Annotated in this window: 29 protein-coding genes; 28 read left to right on the top strand and 1 reads right to left on the bottom strand. The window is 53.9% G+C overall.

What is annotated here, in order from left to right; genetic code table 11:
* Positions 1–28 precede the first annotated feature (28 nt).
* Complete coding sequence (locus AB5Y93_RS14000; RefSeq protein ID WP_368229645.1) at positions 29–943, bottom strand: DMT family transporter; 915 nt, start codon at positions 941–943, stop codon at positions 29–31.
* A 354-nt stretch (positions 944–1297) separates the two neighbouring features.
* Between AB5Y93_RS14000 and rpsJ the strand changes: the two genes are divergently transcribed.
* The 28 genes from rpsJ to rplQ all read left to right on the top strand — a co-directional run bounded on the left by rpsJ (position 1298) and on the right by rplQ (position 14920).
* Positions 1298–1609: a 30S ribosomal protein S10 gene (rpsJ, locus tag AB5Y93_RS13995; RefSeq protein ID WP_005307944.1), complete on the top strand. Its 312-nt coding sequence runs from the start codon at positions 1298–1300 to the stop codon at positions 1607–1609.
* A 22-nt stretch (positions 1610–1631) separates the two neighbouring features.
* Positions 1632–2264: a 50S ribosomal protein L3 gene (rplC, locus tag AB5Y93_RS13990; protein WP_010672559.1), complete on the top strand. Its 633-nt coding sequence runs from the start codon at positions 1632–1634 to the stop codon at positions 2262–2264.
* Positions 2265–2281: 17 nt separating this feature from the next.
* Complete coding sequence (gene rplD / locus AB5Y93_RS13985; RefSeq protein ID WP_005340616.1) at positions 2282–2887, top strand: 50S ribosomal protein L4; 606 nt, start codon at positions 2282–2284, stop codon at positions 2885–2887.
* Positions 2887–3186 (top strand): 50S ribosomal protein L23, encoded by a 300-nt coding sequence (gene rplW / locus AB5Y93_RS13980; RefSeq protein WP_342690021.1) that lies wholly within the window; start codon positions 2887–2889, stop codon positions 3184–3186. The genes rplD and rplW overlap by 1 nt, the downstream gene beginning before the upstream one ends.
* Positions 3187–3201: 15 nt before the next feature.
* Positions 3202–4023, top strand: a complete 822-nt coding sequence (rplB, locus tag AB5Y93_RS13975) for a 50S ribosomal protein L2 (protein ID WP_010672560.1) — start codon at positions 3202–3204, stop codon at positions 4021–4023.
* A 22-nt stretch (positions 4024–4045) separates the two neighbouring features.
* The gene (rpsS, locus tag AB5Y93_RS13970; protein WP_005307960.1) at positions 4046–4324 is read left to right on the top strand and encodes a 30S ribosomal protein S19; all 279 of its coding nucleotides are present in this window, start codon (positions 4046–4048) and stop codon (positions 4322–4324) included.
* 10 nt (positions 4325–4334) lie between these two features.
* Positions 4335–4679 (top strand): 50S ribosomal protein L22, encoded by a 345-nt coding sequence (rplV, locus tag AB5Y93_RS13965; protein WP_010672561.1) that lies wholly within the window; start codon positions 4335–4337, stop codon positions 4677–4679.
* 3 nt (positions 4680–4682) lie between these two features.
* A complete protein-coding gene (rpsC, locus tag AB5Y93_RS13960) occupies positions 4683–5396 on the top strand; it encodes a 30S ribosomal protein S3 (protein WP_005331168.1) in 714 nt (237 codons plus the stop codon).
* Positions 5397–5409: 13 nt separating this feature from the next.
* Complete coding sequence (rplP, locus tag AB5Y93_RS13955; RefSeq protein WP_010672562.1) at positions 5410–5823, top strand: 50S ribosomal protein L16; 414 nt, start codon at positions 5410–5412, stop codon at positions 5821–5823.
* Positions 5823–6014: a 50S ribosomal protein L29 gene (gene rpmC / locus AB5Y93_RS13950; protein ID WP_005307965.1), complete on the top strand. Its 192-nt coding sequence runs from the start codon at positions 5823–5825 to the stop codon at positions 6012–6014. The genes rplP and rpmC overlap by 1 nt, the downstream gene beginning before the upstream one ends.
* Positions 6014–6262, top strand: a complete 249-nt coding sequence (gene rpsQ / locus AB5Y93_RS13945) for a 30S ribosomal protein S17 (protein WP_005307966.1) — start codon at positions 6014–6016, stop codon at positions 6260–6262. The genes rpmC and rpsQ overlap by 1 nt, the downstream gene beginning before the upstream one ends.
* Before the next feature lie 148 nt (positions 6263–6410).
* Positions 6411–6779 (top strand): 50S ribosomal protein L14, encoded by a 369-nt coding sequence (rplN, locus tag AB5Y93_RS13940; RefSeq protein ID WP_005307975.1) that lies wholly within the window; start codon positions 6411–6413, stop codon positions 6777–6779.
* A gap of 11 nt (positions 6780–6790) precedes the next feature.
* Complete coding sequence (gene rplX, locus AB5Y93_RS13935) at positions 6791–7108, top strand: 50S ribosomal protein L24 (protein WP_005307977.1); 318 nt, start codon at positions 6791–6793, stop codon at positions 7106–7108.
* Positions 7109–7121: 13 nt separating this feature from the next.
* Entirely contained in the window at positions 7122–7661 is a 540-nt protein-coding gene (gene rplE, locus AB5Y93_RS13930) for a 50S ribosomal protein L5 (protein WP_005331162.1), read from the top strand.
* Between the two features lie 10 nt (positions 7662–7671).
* On the top strand, positions 7672–7977 hold the full coding sequence (rpsN, locus tag AB5Y93_RS13925; RefSeq protein WP_005331161.1) for a 30S ribosomal protein S14: 306 nt from the start codon (positions 7672–7674) through the stop codon (positions 7975–7977).
* A 19-nt stretch (positions 7978–7996) separates the two neighbouring features.
* Positions 7997–8389 carry a 30S ribosomal protein S8 gene (gene rpsH / locus AB5Y93_RS13920; protein WP_010672564.1) on the top strand — a complete coding sequence of 131 codons (393 nt, stop codon included), beginning with the start codon at positions 7997–7999 and terminating at the stop codon, positions 8387–8389.
* 13 nt (positions 8390–8402) lie between these two features.
* The gene (gene rplF / locus AB5Y93_RS13915) at positions 8403–8936 is read left to right on the top strand and encodes a 50S ribosomal protein L6 (RefSeq protein WP_010672565.1); all 534 of its coding nucleotides are present in this window, start codon (positions 8403–8405) and stop codon (positions 8934–8936) included.
* A gap of 9 nt (positions 8937–8945) precedes the next feature.
* Positions 8946–9299, top strand: a complete 354-nt coding sequence (gene rplR / locus AB5Y93_RS13910; RefSeq protein ID WP_010672566.1) for a 50S ribosomal protein L18 — start codon at positions 8946–8948, stop codon at positions 9297–9299.
* Positions 9300–9313: 14 nt separating this feature from the next.
* Positions 9314–9814 carry a 30S ribosomal protein S5 gene (gene rpsE / locus AB5Y93_RS13905; RefSeq protein ID WP_005340605.1) on the top strand — a complete coding sequence of 167 codons (501 nt, stop codon included), beginning with the start codon at positions 9314–9316 and terminating at the stop codon, positions 9812–9814.
* A gap of 6 nt (positions 9815–9820) precedes the next feature.
* On the top strand, positions 9821–10000 hold the full coding sequence (gene rpmD / locus AB5Y93_RS13900; protein ID WP_005307985.1) for a 50S ribosomal protein L30: 180 nt from the start codon (positions 9821–9823) through the stop codon (positions 9998–10000).
* A 2-nt stretch (positions 10001–10002) separates the two neighbouring features.
* Entirely contained in the window at positions 10003–10440 is a 438-nt protein-coding gene (gene rplO / locus AB5Y93_RS13895) for a 50S ribosomal protein L15 (protein WP_005307987.1), read from the top strand.
* Between the two features lie 8 nt (positions 10441–10448).
* Positions 10449–11777, top strand: a complete 1329-nt coding sequence (gene secY, locus AB5Y93_RS13890) for a preprotein translocase subunit SecY (RefSeq protein WP_010672567.1) — start codon at positions 10449–10451, stop codon at positions 11775–11777.
* 27 nt (positions 11778–11804) lie between these two features.
* Positions 11805–11918: a 50S ribosomal protein L36 gene (rpmJ, locus tag AB5Y93_RS13885; protein ID WP_005319705.1), complete on the top strand. Its 114-nt coding sequence runs from the start codon at positions 11805–11807 to the stop codon at positions 11916–11918.
* A 139-nt stretch (positions 11919–12057) separates the two neighbouring features.
* Positions 12058–12414 carry a 30S ribosomal protein S13 gene (rpsM, locus tag AB5Y93_RS13880; RefSeq protein WP_005307991.1) on the top strand — a complete coding sequence of 119 codons (357 nt, stop codon included), beginning with the start codon at positions 12058–12060 and terminating at the stop codon, positions 12412–12414.
* Positions 12415–12428: 14 nt separating this feature from the next.
* Entirely contained in the window at positions 12429–12818 is a 390-nt protein-coding gene (gene rpsK / locus AB5Y93_RS13875; RefSeq protein ID WP_005319702.1) for a 30S ribosomal protein S11, read from the top strand.
* A 39-nt stretch (positions 12819–12857) separates the two neighbouring features.
* On the top strand, positions 12858–13478 hold the full coding sequence (rpsD, locus tag AB5Y93_RS13870; RefSeq protein WP_010672568.1) for a 30S ribosomal protein S4: 621 nt from the start codon (positions 12858–12860) through the stop codon (positions 13476–13478).
* 25 nt (positions 13479–13503) lie between these two features.
* The gene (rpoA, locus tag AB5Y93_RS13865) at positions 13504–14493 is read left to right on the top strand and encodes a DNA-directed RNA polymerase subunit alpha (RefSeq protein ID WP_005307997.1); all 990 of its coding nucleotides are present in this window, start codon (positions 13504–13506) and stop codon (positions 14491–14493) included.
* Between the two features lie 43 nt (positions 14494–14536).
* On the top strand, positions 14537–14920 hold the full coding sequence (gene rplQ, locus AB5Y93_RS13860) for a 50S ribosomal protein L17 (protein WP_005307999.1): 384 nt from the start codon (positions 14537–14539) through the stop codon (positions 14918–14920).
* The last annotated feature ends 506 nt before the right edge of the window (positions 14921–15426 follow it).

Genomic DNA, 15426 nt, shown 5'->3' with positions numbered 1-15426 from the left:
CGTATCGAGAGATGCGCCCTTTTGTCTGTCAGGGGTGGGGGGCGCTCACCTTGCGGTAGCGCTTGCCATATTTGAGTTGCTGGATAAGCAGGGCGGCGACGATGAGAGCCAACCCGATGGGGGTTGCCGGGTGAATGGTTTCGCCGATCAACAGGTTGAGCAGCACCAGAGAGGCAAACGGCGAGATGAAGATGAGGTTACTGATGGGGGCTGTGTTGGTGGCGTGGCGCAGGGCCATCAGCCAGAGCACGAAACCGAAGCCCATCTCGAACAGCCCCACATAGATGGCGCCGGCCCATCCCTGCCAGGCGGTCATGGCAAAGTCCGAGAGCAACCAGGTCGCCACGATGATGAAGGGCAGGCTGATGAGGAAGCCGAGCAGCAGGCTGACGACGGGATCCCCCTGATTGCGGGTGTTGAGGATCCAGTAACCGGCCCAGATCAGGGTCGACACCAGCGCCAGCGTGACGCCGAGGGGGCTGTCGAACTGTAGACCGAACACGTCCCCCCTGGTGGCGATCACCAGGGCGCCGAAATAGCCGAGCACGATGGCGACGCCATCGCGGCGGCGCAGCTTTTGACCGAGGAAGGGAACGGCCAGCAGGCTGAGGGTGATGGCCCAGGTGTAGTTGAGAGTCTGTGCCTGCTGGGCGGGCAGCAGATCATATGCCTTGAACAGCAGCAGGTAATAGAGGAAGGGGTTCAGGACCCCGAGAGCGAGGTAGTAGAGGGGGCGACTCTTGATGTAGTCGAGCAGTAGCGGCAGTTTGCCCTGACAGGCCACGATGCACCCCAGGGTCAGGGTCGAGGTGCAGGCCGCGACCAGCAGCAGCTGTACCGGTTCAAAGTAGGCGAGGGAGATCTTGAAGGCGCTGGCCACCGTGGACCAGAGGGCGACGGCACAGAGCCCGTACTGGTAGGCTTTCTTCTGATTCTTGAGCATGGGATGCGTTCCGCAAACTGGGGCGAGGGTGCAGTCTATCAGCCTGTTTGCAACATTGTCGTTACCGTCTCGCCGATGGCGATGATTTGATCGCCTGGAGATCCATCTGCCACACAACATTGCGCACAATCTGTCCGCCTTCACTTGCGTGAGTGGAAAAAATCCGTATAATCCCCTCCGCTTGCCCATGAGGCAGCCAGACGATATGTCTGCTTGCTGAGCTTCCCGTTTACGAGTTGCCAGCCATACAGTCCTCCCGATATGGGAGGAAACGTGAAAAATCACACCTCTGGCGGGAGTAGTCCCGGTCGGGCGGTGTTGATTTATGTTCTTTTATCTATTGGAGCTCTGTCAATGCAGAACCAAAGAATCCGTATCCGCCTGAAGGCTTTTGATCATCGCCTGATCGATCAATCCACTGCGGAAATCGTTGAAACTGCTAAGCGCACTGGCGCGCAGGTTCGCGGTCCTATCCCGCTGCCGACTCGCAAAGAGCGTTTCACCGTTCTGATCTCCCCGCACGTCAACAAAGACGCGCGTGATCAGTACGAGATCCGCACTCACAAGCGTCTGGTAGACATCGTTGAACCGACTGACAAGACCGTTGACGCTCTGATGCGTCTGGATCTGGCAGCTGGTGTAGACGTCCAGATCAGCCTGGGTTAATTACGGAAAGAGGTTGATAACAATGACAATCGGTCTTGTAGGTCGCAAAGTGGGTATGACTCGCATCTTCACTGAAGATGGCGTTTCTATCCCGGTGACTGTTATCGAAGTTGAAGCTAACCGTGTAACTCAGGTCAAATCTGTAGAAACCGACGGCTACAACGCTATTCAGGTTACCACTGGCGCCAAGAAAGCCAGCCGCGTAACCAAGCCGGAAGCTGGCCACTTCGCCAAAGCTGGTGTAGAAGCCGGTCGCGGTCTGTGGGAATTCCGCCTGAACAACGGTGAAACTTTCACTGTTGGTAGCGAGCTGAAAGTAGATCTTCTCGCTGACGTTAAGCTGGTAGACGTTACCGGCACATCCAAGGGTAAAGGTTTTGCCGGTACTGTTAAGCGCTGGAACTTCCGTACCCAGGATATGACCCACGGTAACTCCCTGTCCCACCGTGTACCTGGCTCCATCGGTCAAAACCAGACCCCGGGCCGTGTATTCAAGGGCAAGAAGATGGCTGGTCACATGGGTGCTGAGCGTGTAACGACTCAGAACCTGGAACTGGTTCGTGTTGACGCTGAACGCAACCTGCTGCTCATCAAAGGCGCAGTACCGGGTGCAACCAACGGCAACGTGATCGTCAAACCTGCCGTCAAAGCGTAACGTCTGAGGAGATAGTAATGGAATTGGTAATGAAAGACGCCAAGAGCGCTCTTGAAGTTTCCGAGACTACCTTCGGGCGCGAATTCAACGAAGCTCTGGTTCACCAGGTTGTCGTTGCATATGCCGCTGGTGCCCGTCAGGGTACTCGTGCGCAGCTGACTCGCTCTGAAGTGTCTGGTGGCGGCAAAAAGCCGTGGCGTCAGAAGGGTACTGGTCGTGCCCGTGCTGGCTCCATCCGTTCGCCCATCTGGCGTTCCGGTGGTGTGACCTTTGCTGCTAAGCCGCAAGATCACAGCCAGAAAGTAAACAAGAAGATGTACCGCGGCGCTATCCGTAGCATCCTGTCCGAGCTGGTACGTCAAGAGCGCCTGATCGTTGTTGAGAAGTTCGGCATCGAAGCGCCGAAGACCAAAGAACTGATCGCCAAGCTGAAAGAAATGGAACTGACTGACGTTCTGATCGTGACTGCTGAAGTCGATGAGAACCTGTTCCTGGCTGCTCGTAACCTGTACAAAGTTGACGTGCGTGACGTTGCCGGTATCGACCCGGTCAGCCTGATCGCTTTCGACAAGGTTCTGATGACTGCTGACGCAGTTAAGCAAATCGAGGAGATGCTGGCATGATCCGTGAAGAGCGTCTGCTGAAAGTTCTGAAGGCTCCGCACATCTCTGAAAAGAGCACCATGGTCGCAGAAAAGCAGAACACTATCGTGTTCAAAGTTGCTGTTGATGCCACCAAGGCGGAAGTCAAAGCTGCAGTTGCGAAACTGTTCGAGGTCGAAGTTGAGACCGTCCGTACCCTGAACATGAAGGGTAAGACCAAGCGCGCAGGTGCACGCGTAGGCCGTCGTTCCGATTGGAAAAAGGCTTATGTGACCCTGAAAGCTGGTCAGGACATCGACTTCATGGGCGCAGCCGAGTAAGAGGAGTTCTGAAAAATGGCAATCGTTAAGTGCAAGCCTACTTCTCCGGGCCGCCGCCACGTCGTCAAGATCGTCAACCAAGAGCTGTACAAGGGCAAGCCCTTCGCCGCTCTGCTGGACAGCAAAAGCAAGTCCGGTGGCCGTAACAACAACGGCCGTATCACCACTCGTCATATCGGTGGTGGTCACAAGCAACACTACCGTCTGATCGACTTCAAGCGCGACAAAGACGGCATTCCGGCCAAAGTTGAGCGTCTGGAATACGATCCTAACCGTACCGCAAACATCGCCCTGGTGCTGTATGCAGACGGTGAGCGTCGTTACATCCTGGCTCCGAAAGGCCTGAAAGCTGGTGATGCAATCGCCTCTGGTGCTGATGCTGCCATCAAGGTAGGTAACACCCTGCCGATGCGCAACATCCCGGTCGGTTCTACCGTTCACGCCGTTGAGATGAAGCCTGGTAAAGGTGCCCAGCTGGCTCGTTCCGCTGGTACTTTCATCCAGATCCTGGCTCGTGAAGGTAACTATGTAACTCTGCGTCTGCGTTCCGGCGAAGTACGTAAAGTTCTGGCCGAGTGCCGCGCTACCATCGGTGAAGTGGGTAACTCCGAGCACATGCTGCGTCAACTGGGTAAAGCCGGTGCTAACCGCTGGCGTGGTATTCGTCCGACCGTTCGCGGTATGGCGATGAACCCGGTTGATCACCCGCACGGTGGTGGTGAGGGTCGTAACAAGGGCATGCAGCCTGTGTCCCCATGGGGCCAGAAGGCTAAGGGCTTCAAGACCCGTAAGAACAAGCGTACCGACAAGTACATCGTACGTCGTCGTAACAAGTAATTGTTAACATAGAGGAATCACCATGCCACGTTCTCTCAAGAAGGGTCCATTTATCGACCTGCACTTGCTGAAGAAGGTAGAGAAAGCGGTGGAAAGCGGGGATAAAAAGCCGGTTAAGACCTGGTCCCGTCGTTCAATGATCATCCCGAACATGATCGGTTTGACCATCGCTGTCCATAATGGTCGTCAGCACGTTCCGGTTTTCGTTACCGAAGAAATGATCGGTCACAAACTGGGTGAATTCGCACCGACTCGTACTTATCGCGGCCATGCTGCTGATAAGAAGGCTAAGAAGCGCTAAGGGATAAATGATGGAAGCTATCGCTAAACACCGTTATGCCCGTACTTCTGCCCAGAAAGCTCGTCTGGTAGCCGATCAAGTACGTGGTCTGTCCGTAGACAAGGCTCTGAACATCCTGACCTTCAGCCCGAAAAAGGCTGCTGTTCTGGTGAAGAAAGTGCTGGAATCTGCCATTGCCAACGCTGAGCACAACGAAGGTGCCGATATCGACACCCTGCGTGTTGCCACCATCATGGTAGACGAAGGTCCCTCCATGAAGCGCATCCGCCCGCGTGCCAAAGGTCGCGCGGATCGTATCCTCAAGCGTACCGCTCACATCACTGTAGTGGTATCCGACGCTAAGGCTGGGAGATAAGCAATGGGTCAGAAAGTACATCCTAATGGCATTCGCCTGGGTATTACCAAGCCTTGGAATTCTACCTGGTTCGCGAACACCAAAGACTTCGCTGACAACCTGTACAGCGATTTCCAAGTACGCCAGTTCCTGACCAAGGAGCTGAAAAACGCTTCCTTGTCCAAGATCACTATCGAGCGTCCGGCCAAGAGCATCCGTGTGACCATTCACACCGCTCGTCCGGGTGTCGTGATCGGCAAGAAAGGCGAAGACGTTGAAAAACTGCGCAAAGCTGTAGCCGCAATCGCTGGCGTGCCTGCTCAGATCAACATTTCCGAAGTCCGCAAGCCGGAGCTGGATGGCAAACTGGTTGCCGACAGCATCACTTCCCAGCTGGAGCGTCGCGTAATGTTCCGTCGTGCTATGAAGCGCGCCGTACAGAACGCCATGCGCCTGGGTGCCAAGGGCATCAAAGTGGAAGTTTCCGGCCGTCTGGGCGGCGCTGAAATCGCGCGTACCGAATGGTACCGTGAAGGTCGTGTGCCCCTGCACACCCTGCGCGCCGACATCGACTACGCAACTTCTGAAGCCCACACCACTTACGGTGTGATCGGCGTTAAAGTTTGGATCTTCAAGGGCGAAGTTCTGGGCGGTCTGGCTGCAGTCAATGCTGCCGCTGCTCAAGAGCAAGCTCCTGCGAAGCCCAAGCGTGACAACAAGCGCCGCGCTGCCAAGTAAGGAGATTCGGTAAATGTTGCAACCTAAGCGTACTAAATTCCGCAAGACCCACAAGGGTCGTAACCGCGGTCTGGCCAATGCCGGTAACGAAGTATCCTTCGGTACCTTTGGCCTGAAGGCGACATCTCGTGGTCAACTGACTGCTCGTCAAATCGAAGCAGCCCGTCGTGCCATGACCCGTCACGTTAAGCGTCAAGGCAAGATCTGGATCCGTGTGTTCCCGGACAAGCCCATCACCGAAAAGCCCCTCGAAGTTCGTATGGGTAAAGGTAAGGGTAACGTGGAATACTGGGTTTGCCCGATCCAGCCTGGCAAGGTTCTGTACGAGATGGATGGTGTACCTGAGGCTCTGGCGCGTGAAGCGTTTGCCCTGGCCGCAGCTAAGCTGTCTGTTCAGACCACTTTCGTAATTAAGACGGTGATGTGATGAAAGCCCAAGATCTGCGTCAAAAGAGCGTCGAAGAACTGAACCAGGAGCTGCTGGGTCTGCTGCGTGAGCAATTCAACATGCGCATGCAAGCTTCCACCGGCCAGCTGGCTCAGACTCACACTCTGAAACAAGTGCGTCGTGACGTCGCACGTATCAAGACTGTACTGACTGAGAAGGCAGGTGCGTAATGACTGACAAGATCCGTACTCTGCAAGGTCGTGTAATTAGCGACAAGATGGACAAGTCCATCACCGTCGCTATCGAGCGCAAGGTAAAGCACCCGATCTACGGTAAGATCATCAAGCGTACTACCAAGCTGCACGTGCATGACGAGAACAACGAGTGCAAGGCTGGCGATCTCGTGGAAATCCGCGAGTGCCGCCCGCTGTCCAAGACCAAGTCCTGGACCCTGGTTGCTGTCGTAGAAAAGGCCTAATTCGGTACTTTTTAGCCCAAACGGCCCCCCATCGGGGCCGTTTGTTTTTTAGGCTACCTTTTCAAAAATAGCTGTGTTATAGTTTCGCGCCTTTTGAAGGCAGCCAGATCCCATCAGGGATAAGAAGTAAACAAAGCGGAGCACTAAGATGATCCAGATGCAAAGTATGCTGGGTGTTGCCGACAACTCCGGCGCTCGCAGTGTAATGTGTATTAAGGTTCTGGGTGGTTCGCACCGCCGTTATGCCGGCATCGGCGACATCATCAAGGTTTCCATCAAGGAAGCCATTCCTCGCGGTAAAGTGAAGAAAGGTGATGTGTATAACGCGGTGGTCGTACGCACCCGTAAAGGCGTTCGTCGTCCGGACGGCTCTGTCATCCGTTTCGACAACAATGCGGCTGTGTTGCTTAACAACAACCAACAGCCAATCGGTACTCGTATTTTTGGCCCGGTGACCCGTGAACTCCGTAACGAGAAGTTCATGAAGATTGTGTCCCTGGCACCCGAAGTACTGTAAGGAGTCGAACGATGGCAGCTAAAATCCGTCGCGAAGACGAAGTAATTGTTCTTACCGGCAAAGACAAGGGCAAGCGTGGCAAAGTCACTCAAGTCCTGATTGCAAAAGGTAAGGTAATCGTGGAAGGCATCAACCAGGTGAAGAAACACCAAAAGCCGGTACCCGCACTGGGTCAGGCTGGCGGCATCGTCACCAAAGAAGCCCCCATCGATGTATCTAACGTCGCGCTGTTCAACTCTGCCACTGGCAAGGCTGACCGCGTTGGTTTCCGGATTGAAGACGGCAAGAAAGTCCGTTTCTTCAAATCCACCGGCGAACTTGTGAAGTAATTGGAGTTTAACGATGGCGAAACTGCATGATTACTACAAATCCGATGTAGTAAATGAACTGTCCAAGCAGTTCGGTTACAAGACTATCATGCAAGTCCCTCGGATCGAGAAAATCACCCTGAACATGGGTGTTGGTGAAGCGATCTCTGACAAGAAATTGCTGGAAAATGCTGCTGCCGATATGGCTGCCATTTCCGGTCAGAAACCGCTGATCACCAAAGCACGCAAATCTGTTGCGGGCTTCAAGATTCGTGAAGGCTACCCGATAGGTTGTAAAGTAACCCTGCGTGGCGAGCGTATGTGGGAGTTCCTGGAACGGCTGATTTGCATCTCCGTACCGCGTATCCGTGACTTCCGTGGTCTGAACGCCAAGGCGTTCGATGGCCGTGGTAACTACTCCATGGGCGTGCGTGAGCAAATCATCTTCCCGGAAATCGACTATGACAAGGTCGATCGCGTCCGTGGTCTGGATATCACCATCACCACTTCCGCGAATACCGACGAAGAAGGCCGTGCTCTGCTGGCTGCCTTTAACTTCCCATTCCGCAAGTAAGGTTAGGGTTATGGCTAAAACATCCATGAAAGCACGTGAAGCAAAGCGTGCGAAGCTGGCAGCCAAGTTCGCGACCAAGCGTACCGAGCTGAAAGCTATCATCGTTGATATGAACGCTTCTGAAGAAGCGCGTTGGGATGCTGTCTTGCAACTGCAACAGCTGCCCCGTGATTCCAGTCCGTCCCGCCAGCGTAACCGTTGCAACATCACTGGTCGTCCGCACGGTTTCCTGCGGAAGTTTGGCCTCTCTCGCATCAAGGTGCGTGAGCATGCCATGAAGGGCGAAATTCCGGGCCTCAAAAAGGCCTCTTGGTAAGAATCTCGGGAGTTAGACTATGAGCATGCAAGATCCGATCGCGGATATGCTGACCCGCATCCGTAACGGTCAGGCGGCGAGCAAAGTTGCGGTTTCCATGCCTTCTTCCAAGCTGAAAGTGGCTATCGCCAAAGTGCTGAAAGAAGAAGGTTACATCGCTGGCTACAACGTAGCTGGTGACGTGAAACCGGAACTGGAAATCGAACTGAAGTATTTCCAGGGCAAGCCGGTTGTAGAACTGATCCAACGCGTGAGCCGTCCCGGCCTGCGTATTTACAAGCGCACTACTGATCTGCCGAAAGTCATGGGCGGTCTCGGTGTTGCTATCGTGTCCACGTCTAAAGGTGTGATGACCGACCGTGCTGCCCGCAAGGCAAGCATGGGTGGTGAGATCATCTGCTACGTCGCTTAATAGGAGGTCGGAAATGTCTCGCGTTGCTAAGGCACCCGTCACTATTCCTGCTGGCGTAGAGGTGACTCTGAACGGTCAGGAACTGTCCATCAAAGGTGGTAAAGGTTCCCTGGTTCGTTCCATCCACGCCGGTGTAGAAGTGACCAAAGAAGACAATGTACTGAAGTTCGCCCCGCGCGACGGCATCGCTGGTGCTGACGCTCAGGCCGGTACTGCCCGTGCATTGGTCAACAACATGGTAGTCGGTGTTACCCAAGGCTTCGAGCGCAAGCTGCAGCTGGTTGGTGTAGGTTACAAAGCCTCCATCAAGGGCAATGCTGTTGCGCTGGCACTGGGCTTCTCTCACCCGGTAGAGCATGCGCTGCCGGCTGGTGTCACCGCTGAATGTCCGTCCGCCACCGAGATCGTTCTGCGTGGTGTGGACAAGCAGCTGGTTGGCCAAGTCGCCGCCGATATCCGTGCTTACCGCGCTCCGGAGCCCTACAAGGGCAAGGGTGTACGCTATGCCAACGAGCAAGTGCGTACTAAAGAAGCTAAGAAGAAGTAAGGTAACACTATGGACAAGAAAGCAGCTCGTCTCCGTCGTGCTACTCGTGCTCGGAAAAAGATGCAGGAACTGGGAGCTACCCGTCTGGTTGTTCACCGTACCCCGCGTCATATCTATGCGCAGGTTATTGCAGCCAACGGTTCCGAAGTTCTGGCCTCTGCTTCCACAGTAGAGAAAGCCATCAGTGAAGCTCTGAAATACACCGGTAACGCAGATGCTGCTACCGCTGTAGGAAAGGCTATCGCTGAGCGTGCTATTGCCAAAGGCGTTCAGAACGTATCTTTCGATCGTTCCGGTTTCAAGTATCACGGTCGTGTAGCCGCTCTGGCTGCCGCTGCTCGTGACGCTGGTCTTCAGTTCTAAGCTAGGAGTCGAAGATGGCTAAAGTCGAATCTCAAGCCGGCGAACTGCAAGAAAAGCTCATTGCAGTAAACCGTGTTTCGAAAACTGTTAAAGGTGGTCGTATCATGTCCTTCACCGCGTTGACCGTGGTGGGTGATGGTAACGGCCGTGTAGGTTACGGTTACGGTAAGGCCCGTGAAGTTCCGGCCGCCATTCAAAAGGCGATGGAACAGGCTAAGCGTAACCTGAACAAGGTTGAGCTGAACAACGGCACCCTGCACCACCCGGTGCGTGGCGTTCACTCTGGTTCCACCGTGTTCATGAAGCCGGCCTCCCAAGGTACTGGTATCATTGCAGGCGGCGCCATGCGTGCCGTACTGGAAGTTGCCGGTATCCACAACGTGCTGGCCAAGACCTACGGTTCCACCAACCCAATCAACGTTGTTCGCGCAACTGTCGACGCTCTGGTTCACGGTCAATCACCGGAACAGATCGCGGCCAAGCGTGGTCTGCGCGTTGAAGAAATTCTGGGGTAATGCGACATGGCTAACACTGTAAAAGTAACTCAAACTCGCAGCTCTATCGGCCGTCTGCCAAAGCACAAGGCGACTCTGCGTGGTCTGGGTCTGCGTCGCATTGGTCACACCGTTGAGCTGGAAGATACTCCCTGCGTACGCGGCATGATCAACCAGGTTTATTACATGGTTAAGGTGGAGGGCTAAGCATGCGTCTGAATACTCTGTCTCCGGCCGCTGGCTCCAAGCGCGTCAAGCACCGTCCGGGCCGTGGTATCGGTTCTGGTCTGGGCAAGACCGGTGGTCGTGGTGTTAAAGGTCAAACCTCTCGTTCCGGTGGCGGCAAGGTCCGCAACGGTTTCGAAGGCGGCCAGATGCCTTTGAAAATCCGTCTGCCGAAGTTCGGTTTCTTCTCTCGCAAGTCTTTGGTTTCTGCCGAAGTGCGCCTGAACGAAATCGCCCTGGTAGAAGGTGATGTGGTCGACGTGAGCACTCTGAAGCAAGCCGGTGTTATTACCAAAAACATCGTGTTCGCTAAAGTTGTTCTGTCTGGCAACATTGACCGTGCTGTGACCGTTCGTGGTCTGTCCGTCACCAAGGGTGCACGTGCAGCCATCGAGGCCGCTGGCGGTAAAATCGAGGAATAATCAGTACAATGGCTAAGAAACCAGGATTGGATGTTAAAGCACAAGGTGGTCTGAGCGAACTGAAGAGCCGTCTGCTCTTCGTTCTCGGGGCAATTATCGTGTTCCGTGCAGGCTCTTATGTGCCGATCCCTGGTATTGACGCCGCCGTACTGGCCGAGTTGTTCCAACAACAGAAGGGCACCATCATTGAGATGTTCAACATGTTCAGTGGTGGTGCACTCTCGCGTGCTTCTATTCTTGCACTGGGGATCATGCCGTACATTTCGGCGTCGATCATTATCCAGTTGCTGACTGTGGTTCACCCTGCTCTTGCTGAACTCAAGAAAGAAGGTGAATCCGGCCGTCGCAAGATTAGCCAATATACCCGTTGGGGCACGCTGGTTTTGGGAACGTTCCAGGCCATTGGTATTGCAACAGGTCTGCCGAATATGATGCAAGGACTCGTGACTCATCCGGGTTTGGGCTTCTATTTCACAGCCGTTGTGAGTCTGGTCACCGGTACCATGTTCTTGATGTGGTTGGGTGAACAGATTACCGAGCGTGGGATTGGTAATGGTATCTCGTTGATTATCTTCACAGGTATCGTCGCCGGTCTGCCTCATGCCATTGGCGCTACGGCCGAACAGGCACGTCAAGGGGAATTGCACATCCTGCTGTTGTTGTTGCTGGGCTTGATTGTTTTCGCTGTGACTTACTTTGTGGTGTTCGTGGAGCGTGGTCAGCGTCGTATCGTCGTTAACTATGCCAAGCGTCAACAAGGCCGCCAGGTATTCGCTGCGCAAAGCACACACCTGCCGTTGAAAGTGAATATGGCCGGTGTGATTCCTGCGATTTTCGCATCCAGCATCATCCTCTTCCCGGGTACCATTACCTCCTGGTTTGGTCAGGGGGAGGGCAAGATCGCTGACATTCTGCAACAGGTCTCTATGGTCCTGCAGCCGGGTCAGCCCTTGTACGAGATGCTCTATGCAGCAGCCATTATCTTCTTCTGCTTCTTCTATACCGCGTTGGTGTTCAACCCCCGCGAGACAGCAGATAACCTGAAGAAGAGTGGAGCCTTTATCCCGGGGATCCGCCCGGGCGAGCAGACAGCACGTTACATCGATAAGGTTATGACTCGCCTGACATTGGCAGGTGCGCTCTATATTACCTTTATCTGTCTGGTACCCCAGTTCCTGATGACTGCCTGGAACGTACAGTTCTACTTCGGTGGCACCTCGCTGCTGATTATCGTGGTAGTTATCATGGACTTCATGGCTCAGGTTCAGACCCATATGATGTCTCATCAATATGGCGACGTCCTGAGGAAGGCCAACCTGAAGGGCTACGGCCGCTAAAGGTCGGCGTAGTTACGGAGTTAAGCAATGAAAGTTCGTGCTTCCGTTAAGGCAATCTGCCGTAACTGCAAAATCATCAAGCGTCACGGTGTGGTGCGTGTGATTTGCAGCGAGCCAAAGCATAAACAGCGCCAAGGCTAATTTTTTACGGTTAGTACTTGCAACAAATAGTTGTGCTGGCTAATATAGCCAGCCAACTTTTGTTGTGTATTGGTTGACCGCCACGTATCCGCTCACGGGCTTTGTGGTGGTCGTTATCTACTATATGTAGGAGTGAATAGTGGCCCGTATCGCTGGCATTAACATTCCTGACCATAAACATGCAGTCATTGCGTTGACTGCTATTTATGGCGTCGGTCGTACCCGCTCCAAGGCCATCTGTGCCGCAGCCGGTATCGCTGAGAATGTGAAAATTAAAGACCTGGACGAAGCTCAGATCGAGAGTCTGCGTGAACAAGTAGGTAAATTCACCGTTGAAGGTGACCTGCGTCGTCAGATTTCCATGAACATCAAGCGATTGATGGATCTGGGTTGCTACCGTGGTTTGCGTCACCGTCGTAGCCTGCCTGTTCGTGGTCAACGTACCAAGACCAACGCTCGTACCCGTAAGGGTCCGCGCAAGGCTATCAAGAAGTAACGGGAAGGTAGAAAATGGCTAAAACTCCGACTCGTGCTCGCAAGCGCGTTAAAAAGCAAGTGAGCGACGGTATTGCGCACGTTCATGCATCTTTCAACAACACAATCGTGACCATTACTGACCGTCAGGGCAATGCTCTGTCTTGGGCTACCTCTGGTGGTTCCGGTTTCCGTGGTTCCCGTAAGTCCACTCCGTTTGCTGCCCAGGTAGCTGCTGAGCGTGCTGGTGAGATCGCCAAAGAATACGGCGTGAAGAACCTGGAAGTCATGGTCAAAGGTCCGGGTCCCGGTCGTGAGTCTTCCATCCGCGCTCTGAACGCGGCTGGTTTCCGCATCACTAACATTACTGATGTGACTCCGATCCCGCACAACGGTTGTCGTCCTCCCAAGAAGCGCCGCGTGTAACGCTGTAGCTACTTGGTCTAGGATTGTTGGAGAAAGAAGATGGCAAGATATATCGGTCCTAAGCTTAAGCTTAGCCGTCGTGAGGGCACCGACCTCTTCCTGAAGTCTGGTGTTCGTGCGATTGATTCTAAGTGCAAGATTGACACCGTTCCTGGTCAACACGGTGCGCGTAAAGCGCGTCTGTCCGACTACGGTGTGCAACTGCGCGAGAAACAAAAAGTACGTCGTATCTACGGCGTATTGGAAAAACAGTTCCGCAACTACTACCGCGACGCTGCCCGTCAAAAGGGTAACACCGGTGAAAACCTGTTGCAGCTGCTGGAAGGTCGTCTGGACAACGTCGTCTACCGCATGGGCTTCGGCGCCACTCGTGCTGAATCTCGTCAGCTGGTGAGCCACAAAGCCATCATGGTAAACGGCCGCGTTGTGAATGTTCCTTCTTTCCAGGTATCCCCTGAGGACGTGATCTGCGTTCGCGAGAAGGCTAAGAAGCAAGCGCGTATCAAAGCTTCCCTGGAAGTTGCTGGTCAGCGCGAGAAGCCGACTTGGGTAGAGGTTGACGCTGCTAAGATGGAAGGTGCCTTCAAGCGCCTGCCGGAGCGTTCCGACCTGTCTGCCGACATTAACGAACAGCTGATCGTCGAGCTTTACTCCAAGTAAAGCTAGCTTCTAAAGAGAGGACACAATGCTGGGTTCTGTAACAGATTTTCTTAAACCGCGGCTAGTTGACATCGAGCAAGTTAGCCCGACTCACGCGAAAGTGACTCTCGAGCCGCTTGAGCGTGGCTTTGGCCACACGCTGGGCAATGCCCTGCGTCGTATTTTGCTGTCATCTATGCCCGGTTGTGCGGTTACTGAAGTCGAGATCGACGGAGTACTGCACGAGTACAGCAGCAAAGAAGGTGTACAGGAAGACATTCTTGAAATCCTGCTCAACCTGAAAGGTATCGCTGTGAAGCTGGAAGGCAAGGACGAGGTAACTCTGTCCCTGACCAAGTCTGGAACAGGCCCCGTTACCGCTGGTGATATCACTCACGGTGATGAAGTCGAGATCGTAAACCCGGAGCACGTAATCTGCCACCTGACTGGTGCAAATGCTGAGATAAGCATGCGCCTGAAAGTTCAGCGCGGTCGTGGTTATGTGCCTGCTTCTGCTCGTGTTCACAACGATGATGAAGAGCGTCCTATCGGTCGCCTGCTGCTGGACTCCGCGTTCAGCCCCATCGTTCGCATCGCCTACAATGTCGAAGCGGCACGTGTGGAACAGCGCACCGACTTGGACAAGCTGGTTATCGACATGGAGACCAATGGTACTCTGGATCCGGAAGAAGCCATCCGTCGTTCAGCCACTATTCTGGCAGAGCAACTGGAAGCCTTCGTGGATCTGCGCGATGTCAGCGTGCCCGAGAAGAAAGAAGAGAAACCCGAGTTTGATCCGATTCTGCTGCGTCCTGTCGATGATTTGGAGCTGACAGTTCGTTCAGCGAACTGTCTGAAGGCAGAAGCTATCCACTATATTGGTGATCTGGTACAGCGTACCGAAGTTGAGTTGCTTAAGACTCCTAACCTCGGTAAGAAGTCCCTGACTGAGATCAAGGACGTGTTGGCCTCCCGTGGTCTGTCTCTTGGCATGCGCCTTGAGAACTGGCCGCCCGCCAGCATCGCTGACGAGTAATCCAGATTACGGGTTTCACAGATTTAGTTAGAAGGATAAGGTCATGCGCCATCGTTTGAGTGGTCGTCAACTGAACCGGAACAGCAGCCATCGTCAGGCTATGTTCCGCAACATGGCCAGCTCCCTGGTTCGTCATGAGATCATCAAGACGACTCTGCCTAAGGCAAAAGAGCTGCGTCGTGTAGTTGAACCGCTGATCACCCTTGCCAAGACTGATAGCGTTGCTAATCGTCGCCTGGCATTTGCCCGTACTCGCGATAACGCGATCGTGGCTAAGCTGTTCAATGAACTGGGCCCGCGCTACCTGGAGCGCGCCGGCGGTTATACTCGCATTCTGAAATGCGGTTTCCGTGCTGGCGACAACGCTCCTATGGCTTACATTGAGCTGGTAGACCGCCCGGCCGCTGCTGAAGCAGCTGCTGAGTGATAAAAGAAAAAGCCGGGCTTGTCCCGGCTTTTCTTTTGGTGGATTCTGATACTGCCTCTACTGCCTCTACTGCCTCTACTGCCTCTACTGCCTCTACTGCCTCTACTGCCTCTACTGCCTCTACTGCCTCTACTGCCTCTACTGCCTTACTTTGTAAGTGAGCGATGATTTTTCAATAGTCTCTATATTAAGTCTTTATCTCTACCTGAACGACAGCGGTTCGTGTTACATAGCCCAGAGTAGGGCAATGTCATTGTCCATCTGACGTATTAAGCAGGCCGTGAGTGATGGCGTGTGGCTGCTGTAGTGCCGTTGAGGGCTTCTCCTGTGGATAAGCCTGTATAAAAGCTGTGCTTGGACATGAATAACTAAAAAAGTGCCGATTTTTGCAATTTTATTGCAGAGGAGGGGTTGCCAGAACGAATTCGCTCCCTATAATGCGCCTCCATCGACAGGGCAAGCGGCAACGCAAACAAGCCCGTCGGTGCCTCGTAAAAGCCTCGTAA

Origin of the sequence: Aeromonas sp. R10-1 (assembly GCF_040908465.1) — a bacterium.
Lineage (GTDB): Bacteria > Pseudomonadota > Gammaproteobacteria > Enterobacterales > Aeromonadaceae > Aeromonas > Aeromonas caviae.
The sequence above is the reverse complement of the archived record's forward strand: the minus strand, read 5'-3'. Positions and strand labels throughout refer to the sequence as shown.

Bases quoted from the DNA above. Each gene is read 5' to 3' on its own strand.
- rplX (WP_005307977.1), top strand. From the start codon at position 6,791: ATGGCAGCTAAAATCCGTCGCGAAGACGAAGTAATTGTTCTTACCGGC.
- secY (WP_010672567.1), top strand. From the start codon at position 10,449: ATGGCTAAGAAACCAGGATTGGATGTTAAAGCACAAGGTGGTCTGAGC.
- rplF (WP_010672565.1), top strand. From the start codon at position 8,403: ATGTCTCGCGTTGCTAAGGCACCCGTCACTATTCCTGCTGGCGTAGAG.
- rplP (WP_010672562.1), top strand. From the start codon at position 5,410: ATGTTGCAACCTAAGCGTACTAAATTCCGCAAGACCCACAAGGGTCGT.
- rplQ (WP_005307999.1), top strand. From the start codon at position 14,537: ATGCGCCATCGTTTGAGTGGTCGTCAACTGAACCGGAACAGCAGCCAT.
- rpsE (WP_005340605.1), top strand. From the start codon at position 9,314: ATGGCTAAAGTCGAATCTCAAGCCGGCGAACTGCAAGAAAAGCTCATT.
- rpmJ (WP_005319705.1), top strand. From the start codon at position 11,805: ATGAAAGTTCGTGCTTCCGTTAAGGCAATCTGCCGTAACTGCAAAATC.
- rpsH (WP_010672564.1), top strand. From the start codon at position 7,997: ATGAGCATGCAAGATCCGATCGCGGATATGCTGACCCGCATCCGTAAC.
- rplV (WP_010672561.1), top strand. From the start codon at position 4,335: ATGGAAGCTATCGCTAAACACCGTTATGCCCGTACTTCTGCCCAGAAA.
- rplR (WP_010672566.1), top strand. From the start codon at position 8,946: ATGGACAAGAAAGCAGCTCGTCTCCGTCGTGCTACTCGTGCTCGGAAA.
- rpoA (WP_005307997.1), top strand. From the start codon at position 13,504: ATGCTGGGTTCTGTAACAGATTTTCTTAAACCGCGGCTAGTTGACATC.
- rpmC (WP_005307965.1), top strand. From the start codon at position 5,823: ATGAAAGCCCAAGATCTGCGTCAAAAGAGCGTCGAAGAACTGAACCAG.
- rplE (WP_005331162.1), top strand. From the start codon at position 7,122: ATGGCGAAACTGCATGATTACTACAAATCCGATGTAGTAAATGAACTG.
- rplN (WP_005307975.1), top strand. From the start codon at position 6,411: ATGATCCAGATGCAAAGTATGCTGGGTGTTGCCGACAACTCCGGCGCT.
- rpsK (WP_005319702.1), top strand. From the start codon at position 12,429: ATGGCTAAAACTCCGACTCGTGCTCGCAAGCGCGTTAAAAAGCAAGTG.
- rpsN (WP_005331161.1), top strand. From the start codon at position 7,672: ATGGCTAAAACATCCATGAAAGCACGTGAAGCAAAGCGTGCGAAGCTG.
- rpsC (WP_005331168.1), top strand. From the start codon at position 4,683: ATGGGTCAGAAAGTACATCCTAATGGCATTCGCCTGGGTATTACCAAG.
- rplD (WP_005340616.1), top strand. From the start codon at position 2,282: ATGGAATTGGTAATGAAAGACGCCAAGAGCGCTCTTGAAGTTTCCGAG.
- rpsQ (WP_005307966.1), top strand. From the start codon at position 6,014: ATGACTGACAAGATCCGTACTCTGCAAGGTCGTGTAATTAGCGACAAG.
- rpmD (WP_005307985.1), top strand. From the start codon at position 9,821: ATGGCTAACACTGTAAAAGTAACTCAAACTCGCAGCTCTATCGGCCGT.
- rpsD (WP_010672568.1), top strand. From the start codon at position 12,858: ATGGCAAGATATATCGGTCCTAAGCTTAAGCTTAGCCGTCGTGAGGGC.
- AB5Y93_RS14000 (WP_368229645.1), bottom strand. From the start codon at position 943: ATGCTCAAGAATCAGAAGAAAGCCTACCAGTACGGGCTCTGTGCCGTC.
- rplO (WP_005307987.1), top strand. From the start codon at position 10,003: ATGCGTCTGAATACTCTGTCTCCGGCCGCTGGCTCCAAGCGCGTCAAG.
- rpsS (WP_005307960.1), top strand. From the start codon at position 4,046: ATGCCACGTTCTCTCAAGAAGGGTCCATTTATCGACCTGCACTTGCTG.
- rplC (WP_010672559.1), top strand. From the start codon at position 1,632: ATGACAATCGGTCTTGTAGGTCGCAAAGTGGGTATGACTCGCATCTTC.
- rplB (WP_010672560.1), top strand. From the start codon at position 3,202: ATGGCAATCGTTAAGTGCAAGCCTACTTCTCCGGGCCGCCGCCACGTC.
- rpsJ (WP_005307944.1), top strand. From the start codon at position 1,298: ATGCAGAACCAAAGAATCCGTATCCGCCTGAAGGCTTTTGATCATCGC.